Raw genomic sequence first — 22237 nt, 5'->3', positions numbered from 1 at the left:
GTGTGAATCGGAAACTTTGAAGGGATTAGCGGATGATTTTAACTTGCGGATTTTTGAGTCGTTAAGAGACATTTGGGGTCACGCCGTCATCGAACCAATCTGGCCCCAAATCTAACCACCAAATTCTCACGATGCGGAGGGTAAACGAAAAGGCAGCAGAACGCCTTTTCGTTGCTTAGTCCTGCCAAAACGCGACAAGATCTTGCACAGGTACATGTAAAAGCAAAAAGCCCGCTTCAGTTTCCTGAAGCGGGCTTTTCTAAATATGGCTCCTCTGACTGGACTCGAACCAGTGACATACGGATTAACAGTCCGCCGTTCTACCGACTGAACTACAGAGGAATCGGTAAGTGCGGTGGATGATAGCGGCAGCGGCGGGGCTTGTCAAAGCAAGATACGAATCTCCGTGATCGTTTGATGAACTTATGATCAACTCATTGAAATTTCGGATTTAGTGGACATTTTCGGCTATGAAGACTATGACGATATTTCCCAATATGCACTTCACCGTGGCAGCGGTTGCACCATCATGGTGCTGCGGGGGGAGTCGGGCTGAGATTAGTGAGCGCTGAGGTGGAAACCTTGTGCTCGGCGACCATTGCTTTTACTTATTTATAAGTAAGTTAAGTCCTAAAACGCATTTTTTTCCTGAGCGATTTGGATTTGGCGTAGTTCTTGCTACCTCTTGTGAGGTAACCATTCTGGAGGTACGCATGAATCTAAGACGGCTCAAATACTTTGTGAAAATTGTAGATATCGGTAGCCTCACGCAGGCAGCAGAGTTGCTGCACATTGCGCAACCCGCGCTGAGTCAACAAGTCGCCACGTTGGAGAGCGAACTTGAACAGCAATTGCTGGTGCGCAGTCGCCGTGGCGTTACCCCGACTGATGCAGGTAAAGTTTTATATTCCCATGCGCAAGCCATTTTACACCAGTGCGAACAAGCTAAGACGGCCGTTAACGGAGTTCGACAGACTGTTAACGCCTGAAAAAGAAAACGGCCAGCAATCAATACATTGCCGGCCGTTCTTCGTTTTGCCACCCGATATGACTATCCCTTAGATATCCAATCGGCCATGAAACGTTCAGTTTCCATGGTCGTTGCTAATCATGCGTGCTGTTTTTTCCTACGCATCAAGATATAAACGACGGTCAATATCAGGAACCATATTGGCGTCACGATGAGCGCCTGGAGTGTATCCGGCTGAAGCGTCAGCAATACTAGGACAAACGCGAAGAATGCAAGGCATACCCAGCACATCAATTTGCCCAGCGGCATCTTGTACTGCGACGTTTCATGCAGCTGTGGTCGCTGTTTACGGTAGGCAAGATACGAGCAGAGGATGATGCTCCAGATAAACATGAACAAAATCGCCGACACGGTGGTGACCAACGTGAACACGGTCATGACGTTCGGGATTAGATAAATCAGCACAACGCCGGATAGCATGCACGTGCAGGAGAATAGCAGCCCGGCAGAGGGGACGGCGCGCTTCGATAACACACTGAAGCGTCGCGGAGCATCACCTTGTTTAGCAAGCCCGAACAGCATACGGCTGGTGGAAAATACGCCGCTGTTGGCGGAGGATGCGGCGGAAGTCAGTACGACAAAGTTAATGACGCTTGCCGCCGCAGGCAGACCGACCAAAATGAACATCTCTACGAATGGACTGCGGTCAGGCGCGATGTGATCCCAAGAGGTGACCGACATGATCATCACCAGCGAGAAAACATAGAACATGATGATGCGGACGGGAATCGCATTAATAGCGCGGGGCAGAACGACCGTCGGGTTTTTGGTTTCGGCGGCGGTGGTGCCCACCAGTTCGATGCCGACAAAGGCAAACACTGCGATCTGGAAACCAGCAAAAAATCCGGTAAGACCCTGCGGGAACATGCCGCCATGGCTCCACAAGTTGGTGAAGGAGGCGGTATTTCCTGAGGGGGACGGATAGTGCATAAAGACCAGCCCGGCGCCGATGATAATCAGGGCGGCGATGGCGATGATTTTAATCATGGCGAACCAAAATTCCATTTCGCCGAAAAGTTTTACCGTCGCCAGGTTCAACGTCAACAAGAGCAGGACGCACAGTAAGGAGGATATCCACTGTGATAAGCCGGGAAACCAGAATTGGGCGTAAGAGCTAATGGCCACGACGTCGGCAATTCCTGTGACGACCCAGCAGAACCAATATGTCCAACCCGTGAAAAAGCCGGCCCAGGGGCCCAATAAGTCCGCCGCGAAATCGCTGAAGGATTTATAGTTCAAGTTTGAGAGTAAGAGTTCGCCCATCGCTCTCATGACAAAGAACAACATGAAGCCGATGATCATGTAGACGAAAATGATAGAGGGCCCGGCCAGGCTGATTGTTTTCCCCGACCCCATGAAAAGACCCGTACCGATCGCGCCCCCGATAGCAATGAGCTGAATGTGTCGGTTGTTGAGGTTTCTCCGCAGGTCGCCATGCGGTTTCGCTTCGGCGGTCTGGGTAACCGTTTTGGATTGTTCAGACATTCAAGTATGTTTCCTGTTCTTGTCCGTGATGTGGTGTTTTATTGAGCTCTTGCGTGGCTCTTGGCTTTTCATGTTGAAAGCGGGCAATAATATCACACTGTGACAGCGATGCTTATATAGAGAGAAAATGACGTGATTTAAGCATGGTGAAATAATGCTCAGGCAGACGAAAATAATAGCAATCAAGAGTTAGACATGGTCATACAATATAAAAATGAAGCAGTTGGCGCTGAAGAGACCAGCTACTCTGTCATCCATCATCAATTCAAATTTTTTCTCGTTTTCAAGTTCAAAAATAATAATAACTGTTTGACAGAAGGCAACGGGGAGGTAATAATCCGTCCCCGTTGGGTCGTTAGCTCAGTTGGTAGAGCAGTTGACTCTTAATCAATTGGTCCGGGGTTCGAGCCCCGACGACCCACCAACACTTCTTTCACGCCGCTTATTTTATTATATTTTTCTCCCCCTCAATTATCTGAAAAACCAAAACCCTTGTGATAATAGATTTTCATTGTTATACAAAATGTATTTTATTTCTAATATGTGTTTGAAATGTTAAACGGACAATAAGAAAACCGATCGGCTCTGTATCGAGTTTGGGAATGCATGCTTTCGTCAGGATGCACTATGATTCTTTGCGTACACCTCGAGTCAAAGCAAAGGAGGTCTTGCCGATCGGCGGATACTGACCGGCAGGAGGGGGGTTATCTGCGGTACACCGTTTTGATTTGATTCATCGTATGACTAAGAACGTCAGACTGATTGCGATCTTCCAGCTGATCAATATATTTTTCCATTCTTACCATCACTTTACCGGCATCGGCCTGACCGATGGATTTCAGCAACAGTGTGAGTACAGCTTTAAGACAGGTCACCTCATGAGCGAGAGCTTCGACAGAGGTTTCTGTCGAAAAATCGGCCTTATTCATATTTGCTCCTTATAAAGATAAGTCCAGTAAGATCGAACTGTTATGTCGCCAAGACCCTGAAAATGACGGACATACCAAAAAATTGGGCCGCATTATAACATAGGTAATCGCAGTACGGTTTCAGTTAATGAATAGCCTGTATTTATATATGGAATTAGGGATATTATTTCGCTAGTGGTTATATTTTTATAAATGTACTTTTTAGCTTTAATACCGAAAAGATGTATATCTATGGCACTATTTTGGTATTTTTAGGATGCATTTTATGCTGTAGAAAATAGTCGCCCTGAGGCACAAGTGCGGCTATAATCGTTCCTTAAGCTGGGTCATAACATATATATGTAGAAAGATTATTCTTAATGTGTTGATTTGGCATTGTTTTTTATTTTAAGGTGTCTGTAGCCCCTTTCCCTTAAAATTTCGGTTTTTGTAATAATCATGATGTATCGTAGTCAAACAGATTGCTGTTGACGTCACGAGAACATATAACCAATATGAAATCTATTACATACAGTCACTAAAAATACATTTTTGATGGAAAAGTGTATTCATCGTAATTAAGCCATAGAGTATCACCACGGGAATAAGCAATTTTAAGTGTTACTCTCTTTTTGGAGAATTGTTCTTTGATTAGCGTTTTTCTTGTTGATGACCATGAATTGGTGCGAGCAGGGATACGGCGCATTCTTGACGACATCAAAGGCCTCAAGGTGGTAGGCGAGGCCGCATGTGGTGAGGATGCGGCCAAGTGGTGTCGCAACAATAGCGTGGACGTAGTCCTGATGGACATGAACATGCCGGGTATCGGCGGTCTGGAAGCAACACGCAAAATCGTGCGATTTTCCCCTGAAATAAAAGTCATCATGCTGACGATTTATACAGAAAGTCCTCTCCCTACCAAGGTTATGCAGGCCGGCGCGGCAGGATACCTAAGCAAGGGCGCGACACCTCAGGAAGTGATCTGCGCCATTCGTTCTGTCCATGCCGGGAAACGTTACATCGCCTCCGATATCGCTCAGCAGATGGCGCTGAGTCAGTTGGCTCCGCAAACAAAAACACCCTTGGAATGCCTTTCCGACCGCGAATTACAGATTATGCTGATGATCACTAAGGGGCAGAAAGTGGTCGAGATTTCAGATAAACTGAACCTCAGTCCCAAGACGGTGAACAGTTACCGTTATCGGATGTTCAGCAAGCTGAATATCAGCGGGGACGTGGAGTTGACCCACCTTGCCATCCGGCACGGTCTTTTTAATGCGGAGACGTTGACCAGTAGTGAGTGAAAGCTTTGATGCCCCGGCGTTTTTGAAAACGGTAACCAGCCAACCTGGCGTTTACCGTATGTATGATGCTGACAATACGGTTATCTACGTGGGTAAGGCGAAGGACCTGAAAAAGCGTCTTTCCAGTTACTTTCGTCGCAACGTGGGTAGCCGCAAGACGGAAGCGCTCGTCAAATGCATTCACCAGATCGATGTGACTATCACGCACACCGAGACGGAAGCCTTACTGCTCGAACATACCTACATCAAGCGCTATCAACCTCGCTACAACGTGTTGCTGCGCGACGATAAGTCTTATCCGCTCATCTTCCTGAGCTCCGATAAACATCCTCGGATATCCATTCACCGTGGCGCCAAACATGCGAAAGGCGAGTATTTCGGGCCTTTCCCCAATGGGAATGCAGTTCGCGAAACCTTGATGCTTTTGCAAAAGCTGTTTCCTATCCGTCAGTGTGAAGATAGCGTTTACCGCAACCGCTCCCGACCGTGTCTGCAATATCAAATTGGTCGTTGTCTCGGGCCCTGCGTCTCTGGACTGGTCAGCGATGAAGAGTACCGTCAGCAGGTAGAATACGTCCGACTGTTCTTGTTGGGCAAAGACCAGCAGGTGTTGACGCGCTTGATAGCCCAGATGGAAGCCGCGAGCAAGACACTGAATTTTGAAGAGGCGGCGCGGATACGCGACCAGATTCAGTCTGTGCGTCGGGTAACGGAAAAACAGTTTGTTTCTGGTGCGGGCGATGGTGAAGATCTTGACGTTATAGGCGTAGCCTTTGATGCGGGGCTTGCGTGCGTACATGTTTTGTTCGTTCGTCAAGGCAAGGTCCTTGGCAGCCGGAGTTACTTCCCCAAAATTCCGGGAGGCACCGAGTTGGCTGAGGTCGTCCAAACTTTTGTGGGGCAGTTTTACCTTCAGGGAAGCATTACCCGGACGCTGCCTACAGAAATCCTGTTGGATTTCTCATTGCCCGAGCAACAGCTCGTAACGGATTCGTTGACCGAAATTGCCGGACGCAAAGTGCAAATACAAAGTCGTCCACGTGGTGACCGTGCTCGATATCTCAAGCTGGCGCGAACGAATGCCAATACGGCGCTGGTCAGCAAACTGTCACAGCAATCGACCATCCATCAGCGTTTGACCGCCTTAGCCAGCGTTTTGCAGCTGCCTGCAATCAAAAGAATGGAGTGTTTCGATATCAGTCACACGATGGGGGAGCAGACGGTCGCTTCCTGTGTGGTCTTCGACGCCAATGGCCCTCTCCGTTCTGAGTATCGACGCTATAATATTACCGGGATCACTCCAGGAGATGATTACGCAGCGATGACGCAGGTGTTGAAACGGCGTTATGGCAAGGCGCTGGATGACAGTAAAATCCCGGACGTCATCGTCATCGACGGTGGGAAAGGGCAGTTGGGTCAGGCGAAAGCCGTTTTCGATCAACTGCAAGTCCCTTGGGATAAAACGAAGCCGCTGCTTCTCGGCGTTGCGAAAGGAAGCGATCGCAAAGCCGGATTGGAAACGCTGTTTTTCGAGGCGACGGGAGAAGGCATCGCTTTACCGCCGGACTCGCCAGCGCTGCATGTCATTCAGCATATCCGTGATGATTCCCACGATCACGCTATCTCCGGCCATCGGAAGAAGAGAGCCAAGGTTAAAAATACCAGTAGTCTGGAATTGATCGAGGGCGTCGGGCCGAAGCGTCGTCAAACGTTGCTTAAGTACATGGGCGGGCTGCAACCGCTTCAAAATGCCAGCATCGAAGAAATTGCTAATGTGCCGGGCATTTCTTCCTCTTTGGCAGAAAAAATTTACTATGCATTGAAACACTAGGGACAATGTAGCAACATACTCACAAAACCCACTCCGGCCAGACAGTTATCAAAAGAACTATGCAATTTAATATACCTACGTGGCTTACCCTGTTTCGCGTTGCATTAATTCCTTTCTTTGTGCTGGCGTTTTATCTTCCTTTCGCCTGGGCACCTCTGGCATGCGCCGTGATTTTTGTTGGCGCGGCCGTCACTGACTGGTTTGATGGTTTCCTGGCCCGTCGTTGGAAACAGACGACACGTTTTGGGGCTTTTCTTGACCCGGTAGCGGATAAAGTTATGGTTGCCGTCGCCTTGGTTTTAGTCGCCGAGCATTACCACTCATGGTGGATCACACTGCCTGCGGCGACGATGATTGCGCGTGAAATCATCATTTCCGCCTTGCGCGAGTGGATGGCTGAAATTGGGAAACGGAGTAGTGTGGCAGTCTCCTGGATCGGCAAAGTGAAAACCACGGCCCAGATGCTGGCGCTGTTTGCATTGCTGTGGCGTCCCGAACCCCTGGCTGAAGGTATTGGCATTGCGGCGTTGTACGTGGCTGCGGTGCTAACGTTCTGGTCGATGTTCCAATATTTGAACGCGTCACGGCACGATCTGTTCGAACATTAATCGAGCTGGCGTAAAAAACAACGGGTGATTCATCCTGGCCGATAATTTGATTGACTCGCCGCGTCAGGTCAGTAGAATGCACCGCATCGACAGCAAGCATGGCTTGCCAGTTGCTTAACCTGATGAAGTCAGTCGGTTACGCGGGAATAGCTCAGTTGGTAGAGCACGACCTTGCCAAGGTCGGGGTCGCGAGTTCGAGTCTCGTTTCCCGCTCCAAATTTTGTTGCGCAGATAGATACTGATTTCTGCGGGACTATGAAAAAAGAGCCGAAAGGCTCTTTTTTTGTTTCTGTAAAACATCATTGAAAACCACGCTCAACTTCGCCTAAATGCTGCGCAGTCAATACAACAAGAAGTAAGTGTACTGCCTGCTGGAGCGCTTCTCTGTATGCGGTGCATTTTTCTTCTCCCTTGTTGATGGCATTTCCTTGATGCTAGCCCATGCCGTCGCCCGATACGAACCACCAGCAAAGCACTACCGTTTAACAATACCGACGGTTGCCACTGTTCGTGACCGGTAAAAGTGCGAGGAAATGGCACTTACTTTTCACGTTGTCGGGTGAATGGCAGCGCATATTGCTCATTACCTTCCCCACACGCCATAAAAACAGGCTCGCCAGCAGCGTGACGAATTGCGTGCGCCAGGGCTGCGGGTCACGATCTGCTTACGCCGTCAATCCAAGGACGCAGCACAGATTCCCTGTGACGCGTTATTCCGTCACTGGCGCGACTTCAAGGCGGTGCGGACGGCGAACTACGCTGTCGCATTTAACCTAATCTTGCTCAAATAGGTACTGTCACCGTTGAGTAGTCTGCCGGTTTCCGACGTAAAGACATGGGATGTTATGCATGTTTTACGCGGGATTGGTCGATGGAGGAGGCGGCAGGTATTCGCGAACTGGCGCGGAGTGGGTAAATGAAACGATGATGACGCGGGGGATGAATGCGCTCGCTATGACGCACAAATCACTCCGTTCATGATGATAGGAGATTGCCGTCTCCACTGAACCTCATTAGTGCTGATCAGTTGAAAAATCGTGCAAACACGATGTTGCTGGTTTCAACATCGCTTATAGCGATAAGCAGGGTTGATCAAGCTAGCTTAACGCTATCTATCCACTTGAAAGATCCAATAATGCGCGCGCTCTTCGCCGATATATCGCGCATTCGGTAAACACAATGCAGAGGAGAAATACCGCTGCTGGAGTAAACGTCGGCTGGTTTTTTCAAAGTCATGTCGTTCAAGATAACTGTTGCGGGTGCTAACTATTATAAAGCCACCTTTCGCGACGAAACGATGAAGCGTCAAGAGTGCGCTAGGCTCCAAATGGCCGTGTGTAAACACCCCGCAGCATACAATAATGTCATAGGATTTATGTTCTAGTGGTGAGGGAGGTAAGTGGGACAATTCTTTGCTGAGATCGATATCAGTCCAGATATTCTTGTAACTTTCCGTTTGAGCAGCGATTTTTCCCATATCTTCAGACAGGTCAAAACCATCAATATTTCTAAATCCCCTTTCAACGAGCGCACTACCAACCAGCCCCGTTCCACAACCGGCATCCAGTATTCGTGTCTGTTCTGGACGTTTACCGAGATAAGATAAACAGGTCATATGGGTAATGCTTGCTATCACTCCTGGCCCATTATAGTGCTCGTTTTTGACGTCTTCTTCGTAGCGTAAAGCCCATCTTCGATAATAATCTTTAATTTTACCGGAATCACCGTTGAGTAAATGAGCCGAGTGAATGGTCGCGAAGGGATTACTCATATATAGCTCCTCATTGTTACTTAATCCAATTCGGAAAAATGCAGTTATTCAACGCAGTCTAATATTTCTTTTAGAACCAGATTCTGGAATAAATAAATGGTTTTTTCATGTTCGGGGACGAAACGCGCTCCTGAAAAAGCTTCAGAGCTGTTTCCCGCGTGGATTAGAGAAACAATCTCACAGTCTTCATCATTGACTTCTTTCCATCTTTTTAACGTGGCTTCTCGATCTTTTGCGAACCGGCTATGCGTTGCATCGTTACCGATGAAGTAAAATTTCAGACGTTCAATGGTTCGCTGTGCGGAAAGCGGTGTAACCGTCCAGATGAAAACGTGGTCTGGCATGCGGCCAACGAGCGTGTTAGGAAATATCGCAATATATTCAGCTTGGAATTCAAGTTCACCGGAGACTCCCGGCCAACGAGGTAACTCGTATTCAGTGACCTCAGGTTTATAAACCCGACTTCCCTGACCTAAAAATTCCTGATTAAAAAAAATGGGATATCTGTTACTAAACTTAGAGTAGGTGGCTAACCTGGGATGAACCGAAGGAACGTGATAGCTCTCCAGGAAATTTTCAGTAATGAGTTTCCAGTTCGCTGGGAAATCATAAGTCATTTCACCTCCGGGATGAAGCTGACTGAAATCAAAATATTTCCAACGCTGGTTCAGTGGTTCGATAGCCTTATTCAGGTTGGGAGCATCTGCTGAAAAATTAATAAATATCACATCATTCCAAATCGCTGACCTTACCTCATTTAAGTGAAAGTCTGTTTTATTACAGTCTTTATTATGGGTTGCGCTGATTAAGCGCCCGTTTAAGTCAAACGACCATGAATGATAGGGACAAATGAATTGTTTGATATCTTTTTCTTTTCCCCTAACTAACAATGTTCCGCGGTGTGGGCAAAAATTGTGGAATACCCGGACTTTATTGCCGTCACGTATTATAAATAAATTTTTTCCGAGGATTTCTATAGGCCATACATCTCCAGTATTCGGGACATCACTAGCGAATCCAATAGAAAGCCATCGTTTATTAAAGATGGCCTGCTTTTCTAGATTGAAATAATCTTCCTCTCTATAGCTTGCGGATGGTAGTCCAATCGCTTTGTCACAAGTCTTTTCGAGCGATGTTCGGGTTTTTCTTAACGAATCTACATGTGGAGTAGACATCTAGGTTTCCTCCCTCTTGTTGACTAAAAGTTCAATTGCCGCGTCACGGGCCTGATGAATGTTGGCTTCCGGACCGAAGAAGTTTCCAAGCGCGACGGCCCCTTCGATCAACAATGTGACGGTCATTGCGGCGTGATCGGGGCGGTGGACCCCCAAAATGATTAACGAATCCGTGATTTGCTGAATGAATGCCTGCTTGTGCGCTTTGGCGATAGCTTTTACGCGTTTTGACATATGCTGGTATTCCGTTAAAGCATTTTGGAATAAGCAACCGTGAAAGCCATTTACGTGCTGCCAGGACAGGAGCGCTCCGAATAGCGCGTCGATATAATCTGTCACGGAGTTCTGGTTCGCAGTGACTCTAGCGATAAAATCCCGGAACTCTTGGTCCCTGAATTCAAGCGCCGCGCATACTACGTCTTCTTTATCCGAAAAATATTTATAAAAAGTGCCTCGTGAAGCGCCGCTGCACTCAAGAATATCTCCCACAGAAACGTCAGAAAATCCTCTCCGGTAAAGCAGGTCACTCGCTTTTTGCGCAATTATTGTCTTGTATTGAATCATGCCCGGTTACTCCATCTGGACAAGGCCTTATCGACATGTCACTTGAATCATTTGTCCAAATATATACACTGATGTATATTCATGGTCAATTTTTAATCCTCTCGAGGTAAAATGAAACAAGCAAAGTTGATACTCACTGCACTTTCGGGCCTCGCTTTGGTCGGTGTGACGTTTGGTATGGCTCGCTATGGCTACGGCCTTTATCTTCCTCAATTTATTCATCGGTACTCCCTGGATAAAACAACACAGGGGTTAATAGGTAGTGGGTCTTACGCGGGCTATCTGATTGCAACGCTCATTGCGTCATGGGGCTCGAGTCGTTTTGGACCTCGCGCGATGCTTCTCGCCAGCGCTTTTTGTGCAGCGTTGGGGACAGCCATCGTCGCGCAAGCCTCTTCGACTGTGATGTTGGCCATCGGCGTCATTGTCTCGGGCGCTAGCCCAGGGATTATTTTTCCTGCTTTGTCCGACTGGGTGACGGCTGTCGCTAATAGCACGGAAAAAAATCGCCTGTTCACGATAATGAATTCCGGCACGGGGGCAGGGATTATTGTTTCGGCCGGGCTTGTTGCCTTTACCTCGGTTTCCATGCAATACGCCTGGTGGCTTTTCTCGGCCTGCGCGATTGTATTTGGTGCATTGGCCGCTTGGCTTGCGCCAGCAAAAAGGGTATTCCATCAGACTAGAGCGTCGTCTCTTACCGCTGATGCTTTCCGTCTCCGAGATTTAATTTTGCCGCAGGCTTTGCCGTTGTATTCCGTTGCGATCGTCGCGGGATTTGTCACTGCTATTTACTGGACCTTTTCTGTTGAAACGCTCAGCCGTTCTTTGCCGGGAACCTGGGGCATCAAAGATCCTGCTTTGCTGTTTTGGATGGTCACCGGCTTCGCTGGATTTCTGGGCGCGCTAACGGGGGATGCGGTTAACAATAAAGGGCTGGGACACGTACTTGCTTTGACCATGGTGGCGATTTCGATTGCGCTCGCTATCCTGGGTCTGTTTCCCAATATAATCCTGCTAGTGCTGGCCTCCGGGATAGTTTTTGGGGCCGCGTTTATATTCATCACCGGTCTTCTTGGGGTATGGAGTATGGCTATTTTCCCGAATCGTCCCTCCGTGGGATTTGGGGTGACGTTTCTACTCTTTACCGCGGGCGCGGCGGCGGGACCTACGGCGAGCGGTGTTATTGCAAGCGTTTATGGGCAAGCTTTCGTGTTTAATCTGGCGGCCTTAGTGGCATTGTCCCCTTGTCTGGCTTGCAAAAATGCAACACGTGCCCTGGGTAGCAATGCGATATGAACCACGATTCAGCCAGAGTTTGCCGGTCGGACCTTCGGTTATTCTGTTTGTGCAGGTGTTTTGTCACCCTTTAATACTAATCCCATCATTCCCTTTGGTTCGACTGTCGCAGACATAAAACCAAACGGCCCATAGGTATTTTCATCTCCTAGGGGCCGTGAAGGTAGATGGGAGGTGGCAGTCCGCCTATAGCGGATCACTCCCCATCAATTTATCAATTTAGTTAGTCCGCTGAGGTGGATTGACCGGCGGGCGCCTGCAGTACTTCTTCCGCCACCTCGCGGACCAACTGGAGTTTTTGGTTCTGGTCTGCCATGGTCAGCGGATTACCTTCCCAGGTTGAAGCGAAGCCGCATTGAGGTGAAAGACCGATGCGTTCGAGCGGGATAAAACGGCTCGCTTCGCTAATACGTGCCTTGAGCAGGTCTTTAGCCTCCAGATCCGGGTGTTTGGTAGAAATTAACCCAAGAATAACCCCTTTGCCCTCGGGAACTCGCGCCAGGGGAGCAAAGCTGCCCGAACGAGGGTCATCGTATTCCAGAGAATAAAGGTCGAAGCTCCGAGCGCCCTTGAACAAGGCCTCGGCGATGCTCTCATAGCCGCCCTCGGCATAGAACTGCCCGGCATTATTTCCGCGGCAGATGTGCAGGCAGGTGGTTATCCCTTCCAGGCCGTTGACCACTTCGTCGATGCAGGCAATCCCTTCGTCAAGTAGGCGCTCTGTGTCGATGCCCGTCTGGGCTTTCACCGCTTCTTTTAACTGAGGGTCGATGAGGATCGCCAGTTCCGGCGCATCAATCTGCACATATTCACAACCGAGATCACGTAACTCTTCGATTTCTTTCCGCAGCAGTCTGGCGACGTCATGAAAAAGGTCGAAGATATCGGGATAGGCCTCCGCCGAATGCGACGCTGACCAGAAGGACCAGGCAAGAAGCGGGGAGGGGAGTGTGATCTTCTTGGGGCGATCGGTGATGGAACGTAGAAAAGTGAACTCCTCAACCGATACCGCTTTTTTTCGCGCCAGTTTCCGTGTCACGACGGGGACGACGGGCGTTTTTACGTTTTCCGCCTGCGCTGTGCCTTTCAGGCCACGCCATTGTAGGCCGGGAAAATTGGACGATGCCGTAAGATCAAAACCGGACAGCGCATCAAAAAACCAGGAGAAAAACATCGACCGACGCTGCTCGCCATCGGTCACAACCTCCACGCCAGCGGCTTCCTGTACGGCAACGGCCTCGCGTACGGCACGATCCTCAATCCGTTTGAACTCCACCGCTGAAAGATCTCCCGCCTGAAAACGCGCACGCGCCTCTTTTAACCATTCTGGTCGAAGCAAAGAGCCAACTTGTTCTACTTTGTACATCTTTTCCCCCTGGTTTTTTCGTTTAGTCTGCTATCGCGCAGGAAATAAAAACATGTCATAGCATGCTTTGGGTCGCGGAGGAAAGTCGGGGACAGCGTTAATAGAATAATTTGATTTCTGCTGCTCATTTTCTTTCGGTGTTATCCATATTCGCGCCTGACAAAATTCCGTCAGATTGCCGTGGTCGAATAGATTGTTTCATTTAAATAGCGGCCTGAATCACCAGACCTAACACAACTGATAATCCAACAAAAAATAACATGAAATATACAGCGCAACGGCAAAAGCGCGTGGGGGGATCTCCATACGAAACGGTGGCGGCTGGCGTTAACATGTTGAATGGCGGTTGTTTACCCTGGACCGGCGGATAAAAACAGGCAACAAAAGCTGTACTTGCTGTGGCGGAAATCGAGAAGTCACGACACTGGCAATATCGACAGACTGGTTAGGGTGACGGAAATTTGTTCTGATTCCGTCAATCAATAATCTTGCCGTAAATAACCCCCAAAGCCTTAGTTATATTTTCCTTGTGCTTAGTTGAAAACAACATATAGATTTTCAAGAAAACAGCGTAATTAATGATTGCATCACGGCAGTTGAGTGTAAATTCAGACGAGAAGTAAAAAATGGCTAAAACTGGTCAGGATAAACATCGCCAAAAATAGCGAATTATGGACGGTGTTAGGATGCGGATAATGTATACGCTGATAAAGTTAACGATCGCCGCGTCAATAATGGCGATCACATCCCGCCGACGAAAAGTAATCGTCATAATCAGGAATAATAATATCCTCGGGAAGAGGACCGCCTCTATGGCGGCCTTCTATTTAGCAGCAATCGAGATCAGAGTTCCAAAGTAGATGCACGCGGGCGAGGCGGCGAGTGTCTCGGCGTATGGGCTGCATTACGCATGCTGCGCTGTCAGTGCATATCGAGCCTAACATCGTGGTGCTCAAGCATCATTTACAGCCATTGCGGGCGATTACGGACAAACGCGCTGAGTCAAATTATGTTGTGATGTTGAAAGCCGAATTAGTGATCGATCGAATGATAATTGACACTGACTAATTGCCACCTATCCATTCAACACAATTCGATAACGACATTATCTTCATTTATCAAACATCTTATTATCTTTTTTGTTTTTATTTATTTTGGTTGCAGGTCTTATTTCTGGGGTTATTTTGATGTGCTTCAATGTTGGTATGGGTAGCAATAAATAGCCATTGTTTGAGAATGGTGCGGATTATTATAATGAAATTTGAGGACGATATTTTTTAAAAGGCATTTCTGATGCTATTAGAATAATATCTTTTATATTCATTAGCAGGAAAAATATAAAATATGTTCAAGAAATTATTTCAACCCGAAAAGATTAACCAGTGCGTTATACCTAACCGGTTGGTTGTCCCCGCGATGGTCACCAACCTGTGTAATAGCGATGGTACAGCGTCAGACCGTTATATCGCCTATCACGAAGAAAAAGCAAAAGGCGGCTGGGGGCTGATCATCACCGAGAACTATGCCATCAACGAAAATGCGATGGGCTGTAAATACATTGGTGGGTTATGGCGCGACGATCAAATCGCCAGCCACCGTAAACTCACCGACACTATCCATAAATACGATAGCAAAATCTTCTGCCAGATTTATCACGCAGGCCGCCAGACGTCAGAACATGTCAACGGCGGTGTGCAGCCGGTGGCGCCTTCCGCAATCCCGTGTCCAGCGTTGAAAGAAATGCCCCGTGAGCTGGGTATTGACGAAATACAGCAGTTGGTCTCGGAATTCGCCGACTGCGCGCGTCGGGTGAAAGAGGCGGGATTCGATGGAGTTGAAATTCATGCCGGCCACGGTTATTTGATTGCCGAATTTTTATCGCCTTACGCCAATAAACGTACTGACAAATATGGCGGCAACCTGGATGGTCGAATTCTGTTCTTAAAAGAGATCTATCAGGCGGTGCGTAAAGAAGTCGGGATGGACTACCCGGTCACCATCCGACTCTCCGCTGACGAAGGTTTCCTCGGCGGTCGCGATATCTCCGAGACGCGCGTGCTGGCGCAGATCTTCGAGGAGTGGGGCGTGGATGCGCTGCATATGACCATGGGCGTGTATGGCGATCGCAACAAAGCGTGTACCGTTCCGCCCATGTACGTGGGCCATGCTTGGGCTGTCTCCTTCTCCGAAGAGCTGAAGAAAACGGTGAATATGCCCATCATCACCGTGAACCGCATCAACGATCCGCGTATGGCGGACAACGTTCTGGCGCTGGGCAAAGCAGACTTCATCGCGATGGGGCGTGGTTCACTGGCCGATCCGCATCTGCCTAACAAAGCAAAAGCGGGCGATGTAGCGTCTATCCGTTATTGCATCGGCTGTATGCAGGGCTGCCTCGCCAGTCTGCCGCTTGGCGTGCCATTTACCTGTCTGGTCAACCCGTCGCTGGCGCGTGAAAACAGTTTGGATTACAGCAAAGTCGCCAGCCCTAAACGCGTGTTCATCGCGGGGGCGGGACCGGCGGGACTGGAAGCGGCTCGCGTGGCGGCGACGCGCGGCCACAAAGTAACGCTATTTGAAAAAACCGGCTATCTGGGTGGTCAGTTCCGCTCTGCGGCTTACCCTCCGGGTAAAGGCGAGCTGGCGACCTACACCGCCTGGCTGGGACGGGAACTGGAAAAGCTAGGTGTGGAGATCAAACTGAATACGCCGCTGACCAAAGCGATCGTTGCGGAAGCGCGTCCGGACTCCGTCATCGTCGCGACGGGGGGTAAACCTGCGGTTCCGCCGATCAAGGGTATCAACCAGCCGCACGTGGTGCTGGCGGAGGATGTCCTGCTGGGCAACGTGGTCACCGGCCAGCGTGTTGTTATCGCGGGCGGTGGTGAAGTGGGTGGCGAAACTGCGGCACATCTGGCCATGCAGCAGAAAGAGGTGACCGTGGTTGAAATGCGCGACCGCCTGTTGCAAGAACTGGATGGCGTCAGCAAGCTGCATCTGATGTCCGTGCTGGAAGAGTACGACGTGAAGCAGTACCCCAACACCAAGCTATGCGAAATTGGCGAGCATCAGGTGATTCTCGAAAATGCGCAAGGACGCATGGAGTTGGAAGCGGATACGGTCGTTATCGCACTGGGATATGCGCCGGTAAAAGAACTGGCTGAAGAGCTGCAAGGGGTTGTGGACGATGCGATCGTCATCGGCGGCGCCGTCAAAACCAGCAATGCGCTGGTGGCTGCGCGTGAAGGTTTCGACGCCGGTATGTGCCTGGCTTAACCGAATCACAGCGCCGATGACCGTCGGCGTGTAACACTCGTAACACGGGCTTTTCATGCTGAATGGAAGGCCCGTGTTTTTATCTATTGCCGCTAGTCCCTCTTCGTTCCACACCTCTCCTGTTTTCTCTTTCCTGATCGTTCGTAATAACGGCACGATGTGATGACACGTGGCGTGGCCGTGCTATACAGAGCAGAAGCGTGAGAAGAGGTTGAGCGGAGGTAGGAAAGGAGAGAGAAATAACGGACAGGCGAGAGGCCTGCCCGTTACAAGACCCGATGCGTTATGACACGATATTCATCGTCAACGCGTGGGCTGCGGATAGCGTGCGGGTGCTGACTTTAATCCAGACACTGCCGCGAGGATCGACATAAGCTGCCTCTCCTTCATGATTGAAGAGGGCATCCGTCGAATCTACCCGCGTGCTGAGGGTAGACGAGCCGACCGTCAGCCGTTGCAACGCAGGTTTGTCAGTGCGAAGGCGCAGGTAGACAAACGCGTACAGCGGGTAATCGTACTTGCGCGGTGTCAGGCTAACCTCCAGCGATCCTTCGATTCGACGTTGGCGAACGTCGATCACCGAGAACTGCCCTTGGCGTTCTGCCGAACGGGTCACACCGCCATCATCCCAGTAGAGCTGATGATGGCCTTCGTCGGACTCCCCAAGCGGATATAGCGCCAACACCAGCGGCTGCTCGAACTTATCCATTACCTGAATATTTTTGAACGGCGCCTGCAGATCGGACTGCGTATGTCGCTCAGGAATGATAGCCCCTTCTCGAATAAACAGCGGCATGCTGGTGATATCGGCACTGACGGTAAGGCGCTGTCCCCCTTTGATGGGGTTCGCGATATCCACCGTGTCTTCGATGACATGGTAACGATACCAGTTCAGGGCCTGTCCTTTGACCGCATTAGGGAAGTAGACTTCTTTTTCAGCCAAGTAGGCCGCTCCGCTACCGGCAGTGCTGCGCGTCATGATTGGCGCATAAAGCACGGAGCCGTCGATAAAGCACTGCGTCGCCAGTACGTCTTTGTTGCGTTTATCGAAGATCCCGTCGTCGCCTTGCCATAAACACATTGCCTGTAAGATCGGAATACCGGTCTGAGTGTTTTGAAACATGGCGTCATACAGCAGGTGATGCCAGCGCACGCGGAAACAGACAAAGGCCGACATGATATCGGCGAATGTGCGGGTACCGCTGACCGGTGCCTTTTCGCTAAAACGATAAATTTCCTGATAGGGTTTCATCGCATCGTAATGGTTGCGCATCCAAGGCAACAGGCACGCAGCCTGAGTCCAGCGAGTCATCAGCTCGTGTTCGCAGACGTCGCCGATGTCGATGTCGTCGGGTCCCAGCACCAGCCGGTCATAAACCATGGGGTTATGGTTGCGACAGTGTTGGTCGCCGTAGAAGACGCTGGCGGGATCTTCCGGCGCCTCGCCCGGCGCGAACCCCCCAACGTCCGAACCGGAAATCGGCAGGCCGGACATCCCCAGATTGAGAACCATGGGCAGCGTCGCCTGCAGATGATGCCAGGTCGAGGCGTTATCGCCCACCCAGTGACCGGCGTAGTGTTGCAAACCGGGATAGCCGCTGCGGCAGATGATATAGCTGCGTTTGTAACCCTTAAGCAGATCTTCATGCGCGCTGAGTCCATGCTCGTAGCTGGATTTTGCCAGCATATACGCATGGAAATTGCGAAGTTCGACATAAGGCGTTTTACGACCGTCGCCGAAGCGGGGATCGGTCAAATGGAGCTGACCGTGATAGCTGCGCCAGTTAAAGGTGTTGGTTCTCCTTCTGTCGTCGCTGGGCGACTCGCCGGTGAGCGACCAACCGAATTGGTTACGCGGCGCTTCCGTATCCGCGAAATTTTTACCGTCTTCGACGTGAGGCATGGAGTCCGGTGCGGGCATGTCCTGCCAGACGAATCCCAGCCCGTTTTTCAGCAGATAGGTATACTGCTCGCCCCAAAAGCGCGCCGCATCCGGATTGCCATAGTCGGTGACCACCGCGCCAATCATGTCGCGCTCGGCGGTTTGCGCGTTGATGCCGTAATCCAGCACCAGCAGGTTTTGATCGGGGTAGTTAGTCTCCCCAATGCGAGTGAACGTCAGGCCCGGATAGTCGCTCTCATGCTTAGGACCGCGGAATTTGGGTATGTTGGACTCACCTTCATTGGCGACGCAATAGCCCTTTTCGATCAGCCCCTGAGCGGTGGCATACTGCTTCTTCGAGGTGTCCGCAGGGTTATAGGCGACCTTGTCCGCGCGGATAAACGGCGTGATGTTGGTTTGGCACTGCAGATTGAACTGGGCTGCCCAATCGAATACCGAGATCCCTTCGTCTACCTTACCTTTCGTCCAGAAGCTGTCTTTGATGGTGAAGACTTTTTTGTCTTCCTGTATGTCGATGTCGATCCCCAAACCTTCGATCGGAATACCCGCTTTTTGGTGTCCCTTGACGATATCTTCAACGTAAACCTTGATTGGATCGTTGACATCATCGGGGCGTAGCAGGCCGGGGCTGCCGTATTTGGCCTGGAAATAACCAAAGATGTACTTGGGCGGCATCACCGCGCGATCGTTCAACGTGATCTCTTTCTGACTCGGCGCATCCAGATTGCCTTTGCCCATCAGGAATGTGAAGGCATCCATGACGCCTGAACCTTGCTCCGCGAACATGTAGTGGCAGTCGAACTCGCCGTGTTGAACTCCGGCCTCAACGGCATTGGCGTCGCGAGAGGGATGTTTCAGGGAGAAATAGCTCTGTCCGGTATTATCGAGAAACACGCCGAGAAACTGTTGCTGACCTTCCACGACGGCGCGTTCAATATAGAAGGGGGCGTTCAGGTATAGCGGAATGTTGGCATTGGCCTTGAACGAATCCTTATACTTCGCTTTGACCGGGAAGACTTCCGGCTGGTTGTACCACAGGTTGTCATAGTTGTAGCAGGTCACCTGCGAGCCGGTATGATCCAACAGGGAATAGCCGCTGTAGCTATAGCACTGTTCGATAGCGTGCCCGACGGTCGCATTGCTTTTCCCGGTCAGGTTGTAATTCACGATTTCGCCAAGACCAAAGTAGTGCGTTGCCGACTCGGCTTTGCGCTTCATATTCGCGACGGTGCCGACGCCAGGTTTGGCGTGGCATAGCGGGCCGGATGAGATATCCGTGACCGCACCGTCTGACAGCCGCTTGATTTGGATCGACAGTAAATCGTCTTTGTCCCGTAAAAACTGGATCTGAATAGACCGTAACTGAATGCTGACGCCATCCCGATTCCAGCGCAGGAGAGGATGGAAGCCGGCGGCCTGTTCATATCGGCGTATTTGTTCAAGGCGTTCTACTACGATGGGCCCATACACTTTTTCCGGGTAGTCGTTGATGCTGGCGGCGGCAGGCGCAAACCGAACCCGGAAGGCATCTTTCTCACAGGATGTGACCTGCAGCACGAGATAAACGTCCCGCTCAGCGGTTGCCGAGCGAGATTTCGGTTTGGCTTTGGCATTGATATATATCGTCCAGTCCGTGTCAAAACCGTTGGGAGAGTGGGGTTTTCCGTCCCAGTAAACCGAATAAAGTTCAATATCGTCGCCGACGGACCAATCGTCCACAGGGACATAGTCATAGGTGTTATAAGCACGCCACGACGCGGGAAGTTCTCTGTTTTTCATTATTACGCTGTCCTTGATATTCGATTAGTGCTGGTCTGCTGAACGGTGAAATTCAAAGGCAATCCAAACGCTATCGGTATCGGCGTAATATTGATGAGGTGGGTAGAAGAAGCAGGGATCGTCCATGCTGGCATTCTTGGCAATGTCCGACACGCCTTTCCAGGCGTCATATTCAGTGACGATCGGCATCGGCAGATGCGTGTTTCCCGGCGCGAGTCTAAATTCTTCATAGAGTTCAGGGAAGGCTTTGCCTGTGTCAAACGGCGATGCAACGCCGCCTTCCGGGAGTACGGGGCGTTTGCCTGCTATGGCGGCGCGGGCTTTGTCGATGTCGGTGAACTTTTGCATACGGCCACAGCCAATTAACTGAGTATGGACCTCGAACAAGTTGCTGCCATGAGCGGCGTGGATTCCGGCATCAGAGCCGGCCGGCAACCACCACAGATTGACGTACAGCTCGTAAGGCAGGACTTTGCTGCCGGCAGGCGCTGGCAAACCGGTCAACTGCCACGGATTCACTTGAATCTTGTGGTTCAGATGAAGCTGATTGGAGATCCACAGCGGAAGCGCAGGGGTTCCCGCCGGGAAAGCGTATTTGGCCCACTGGGTATCACGTGAAAAGACGTCCGATTCGACATTGCGCGTATTGCGGACCTGAATCAGCGAGATTACGCCGTTTGCGGAGGCGTCAGCGGTCGTAATCACTGCGCCGGCTCGGATAATGATGCTCTGCAGCGAGGGGACGGCGTGACGCAGCGGAGTATCATTGTGCAGATCGCTGCTGACGTGCGACGTCGCGGCTACCAAGACTGGCTGAGTGCCCAGATTGGTAAGAATGACGTCGGTGTTGTCCTGATGAGCGAAAAGGCCTGTGGTATCGAATTCGTGCAGACGACTGACCATGACGCCGAACAACAGTCCGCCGTTGAAAGGGTACTCGGTCACGACATTTTCAGCAGCGCGGGGAGTGATGGTGACGGTTTTGGGCGCTGCGGGGTTCGCGCCGGGAGCCAATGTCGGGTCAGCGGCGACACAGGAGGAGGCTATCACCCCAGGAGGACATTTCGCCGTAGCGGCGGTGGTGGATGCGGCTTCTTTTGCCATCGTCTTATGAGCGGTGCCAGCCAGCGCGACCGTTCCGGCGACGCAGCTTCCATACAGAAGGAATTTTCTCCGGGAAAGCGTGCGCTGATTCTCCTCTTGTTGAGATAAAGGGCAAGCCTCTGCCGATTTATTCTTCAATTGAGTTTTCATTATGACCTCTAAGTATTTATGAATTAACAATTCTGTTATCTGTCATTAAAATGACGGCCACCCAAATACCTCATTTCAGAATGTCTGGTTTGACATCGAAAACAGAGTATGTCGGCGGTGATATTTGATTTATGTTGTCATCAATTTATCGGTTGCGATCTCGATAGACAGGGAGAACACAATCGATAAATCGATGTAAATAACTCTTCGCCATTATTTTAAAATCTGTACTTTCTAAAAATGACTGTCGCACTCGGGCTATTATTTGTCGTTATTGTTGGATAAATTTCGGTCGATATTACCGTCGTTGTCGCGCGTGTTGTTACGAAAAAACAATCTATCGCTGGCGTAAACGGCGCCTGTTCGCAGTTAGGCCTGCACGCATCCGCCCAATAGGTGAAATACATTTCCCATGTTTTGACTAACGACGGCATCACTTAACAGTGACCCACTTTTTCGATTGATAAACAGTGTCGTAGACCTCTCGAAGGGCATATTATTAGTTAACTCACCATGCAATCTATACCCTTCTAATTATTATTAATTTGTTTAAGTGCAATGAAGGCGTTGCAACTACGTTGAATAACACAGTACACAGCAAGCAATTTATTAGGACTGTGTGTTTATATGCACTGTTGACAGCCTATAAAACTATCTTCCTTAAAACTCGATTCTCCATTCATG

13 protein-coding genes, 3 tRNA genes and 2 pseudogenes are annotated in these 22237 nt (G+C 50.1%); 8 read left to right on the top strand and 10 right to left on the bottom strand.

The genetic code is table 11. From position 1 onward, the window contains the following. Together AU511_RS17755 and AU511_RS11535 are read right to left on the bottom strand one after the other, a co-directional pair. Positions 1-72, bottom strand: a pseudogene (locus AU511_RS17755) (Arm DNA-binding domain-containing protein); the annotation flags it as partial. Positions 73-266: 194 nt separating this feature from the next. Next, positions 267-342 (bottom strand) — tRNA-Asn (locus tag AU511_RS11535). A 371-nt stretch (positions 343-713) separates the two neighbouring features. Between AU511_RS11535 and AU511_RS11530 the strand changes: the two are divergent. Beyond that, positions 714-980, top strand: a pseudogene (locus tag AU511_RS11530) (LysR family transcriptional regulator); the annotation flags it as partial. Positions 981-1108: 128 nt separating this feature from the next. On the opposite strand, the gene cycA reads toward AU511_RS11530, so the two are convergent. Further along, entirely contained in the window at positions 1109-2515 is a 1407-nt protein-coding gene (gene cycA / locus AU511_RS11525; RefSeq protein ID WP_094101515.1) for a D-serine/D-alanine/glycine transporter, read from the bottom strand. A gap of 349 nt (positions 2516-2864) precedes the next feature. Here cycA and AU511_RS11520 point away from each other — a divergent pair. After that, positions 2865-2939: transfer RNA gene (locus AU511_RS11520), tRNA-Lys, on the top strand. Between the two features lie 280 nt (positions 2940-3219). Here AU511_RS11520 and AU511_RS11515 read toward each other — a convergent pair. Next, complete coding sequence (locus AU511_RS11515; RefSeq protein ID WP_094101516.1) at positions 3220-3444, bottom strand: DUF2594 family protein; 225 nt, start codon at positions 3442-3444, stop codon at positions 3220-3222. Between the two features lie 626 nt (positions 3445-4070). On the opposite strand from AU511_RS11515, the gene uvrY reads away from it, so the two are divergent. The 4 genes from uvrY (at position 4071) to AU511_RS11495 (ending at position 7382) form a co-directional block, all read left to right on the top strand. Then, positions 4071-4727, top strand: a complete 657-nt coding sequence (gene uvrY / locus AU511_RS11510; protein ID WP_026741054.1) for a UvrY/SirA/GacA family response regulator transcription factor — start codon at positions 4071-4073, stop codon at positions 4725-4727. After that, a complete protein-coding gene (gene uvrC, locus AU511_RS11505; protein WP_094109766.1) occupies positions 4720-6558 on the top strand; it encodes an excinuclease ABC subunit UvrC in 1839 nt (612 codons plus the stop codon). The genes uvrY and uvrC overlap by 8 nt, the downstream gene beginning before the upstream one ends. Before the next feature lie 59 nt (positions 6559-6617). Next, positions 6618-7166: a CDP-diacylglycerol--glycerol-3-phosphate 3-phosphatidyltransferase gene (gene pgsA, locus AU511_RS11500; RefSeq protein ID WP_026741056.1), complete on the top strand. Its 549-nt coding sequence runs from the start codon at positions 6618-6620 to the stop codon at positions 7164-7166. Between the two features lie 140 nt (positions 7167-7306). Beyond that, positions 7307-7382, top strand: a tRNA-Gly gene (locus AU511_RS11495). Positions 7383-8274: 892 nt separating this feature from the next. Here the strand turns inward: AU511_RS11495 and AU511_RS11490 are convergent. The 3 genes from AU511_RS11490 to AU511_RS11480 are packed head-to-tail and all read right to left on the bottom strand — an operon-like array spanning position 8275 to position 10676. After that, positions 8275-8937 carry a class I SAM-dependent DNA methyltransferase gene (locus tag AU511_RS11490; RefSeq protein WP_094109765.1) on the bottom strand — a complete coding sequence of 221 codons (663 nt, stop codon included), beginning with the start codon at positions 8935-8937 and terminating at the stop codon, positions 8275-8277. 44 nt (positions 8938-8981) lie between these two features. Then, on the bottom strand, positions 8982-10112 hold the full coding sequence (locus AU511_RS11485; RefSeq protein ID WP_094109763.1) for an aromatic ring-hydroxylating oxygenase subunit alpha: 1131 nt from the start codon (positions 10110-10112) through the stop codon (positions 8982-8984). Next, on the bottom strand, positions 10113-10676 hold the full coding sequence (locus AU511_RS11480) for a TetR/AcrR family transcriptional regulator (protein WP_094109761.1): 564 nt from the start codon (positions 10674-10676) through the stop codon (positions 10113-10115). It lies immediately after the preceding gene. Positions 10677-10787: 111 nt separating this feature from the next. On the opposite strand from AU511_RS11480, the gene AU511_RS11475 reads away from it, so the two are divergent. After that, positions 10788-11975 carry a YbfB/YjiJ family MFS transporter gene (locus AU511_RS11475; protein WP_094109760.1) on the top strand — a complete coding sequence of 396 codons (1188 nt, stop codon included), beginning with the start codon at positions 10788-10790 and terminating at the stop codon, positions 11973-11975. 223 nt (positions 11976-12198) lie between these two features. Here the strand turns inward: AU511_RS11475 and AU511_RS11470 are convergent, their stop codons facing one another. Next, positions 12199-13341 carry a cobalamin-independent methionine synthase II family protein gene (locus tag AU511_RS11470; protein WP_094109759.1) on the bottom strand — a complete coding sequence of 381 codons (1143 nt, stop codon included), beginning with the start codon at positions 13339-13341 and terminating at the stop codon, positions 12199-12201. A gap of 1344 nt (positions 13342-14685) precedes the next feature. Between AU511_RS11470 and AU511_RS11460 the strand changes: the two genes are divergently transcribed. After that, on the top strand, positions 14686-16617 hold the full coding sequence (locus tag AU511_RS11460) for an oxidoreductase (protein ID WP_094109755.1): 1932 nt from the start codon (positions 14686-14688) through the stop codon (positions 16615-16617). Between the two features lie 283 nt (positions 16618-16900). On the opposite strand, the gene AU511_RS11455 is transcribed toward AU511_RS11460, so the two are convergent. Next, positions 16901-20299: a TIM-barrel domain-containing protein gene (locus tag AU511_RS11455; protein WP_094109754.1), complete on the bottom strand. Its 3399-nt coding sequence runs from the start codon at positions 20297-20299 to the stop codon at positions 16901-16903. Between the two features lie 24 nt (positions 20300-20323). Then, positions 20324-21553 carry a hypothetical protein gene (locus AU511_RS11450; RefSeq protein ID WP_167372026.1) on the bottom strand — a complete coding sequence of 410 codons (1230 nt, stop codon included), beginning with the start codon at positions 21551-21553 and terminating at the stop codon, positions 20324-20326. Positions 21554-22237 lie beyond the last annotated feature (684 nt).

The organism is Lonsdalea iberica (genome assembly GCF_002111585.1).
Classification (GTDB): Bacteria; Pseudomonadota; Gammaproteobacteria; order Enterobacterales; family Enterobacteriaceae; genus Lonsdalea; species Lonsdalea iberica.
Note: the sequence above shows the minus strand (reverse complement) of the source record. Positions and strands in the feature narration are given on the sequence as shown.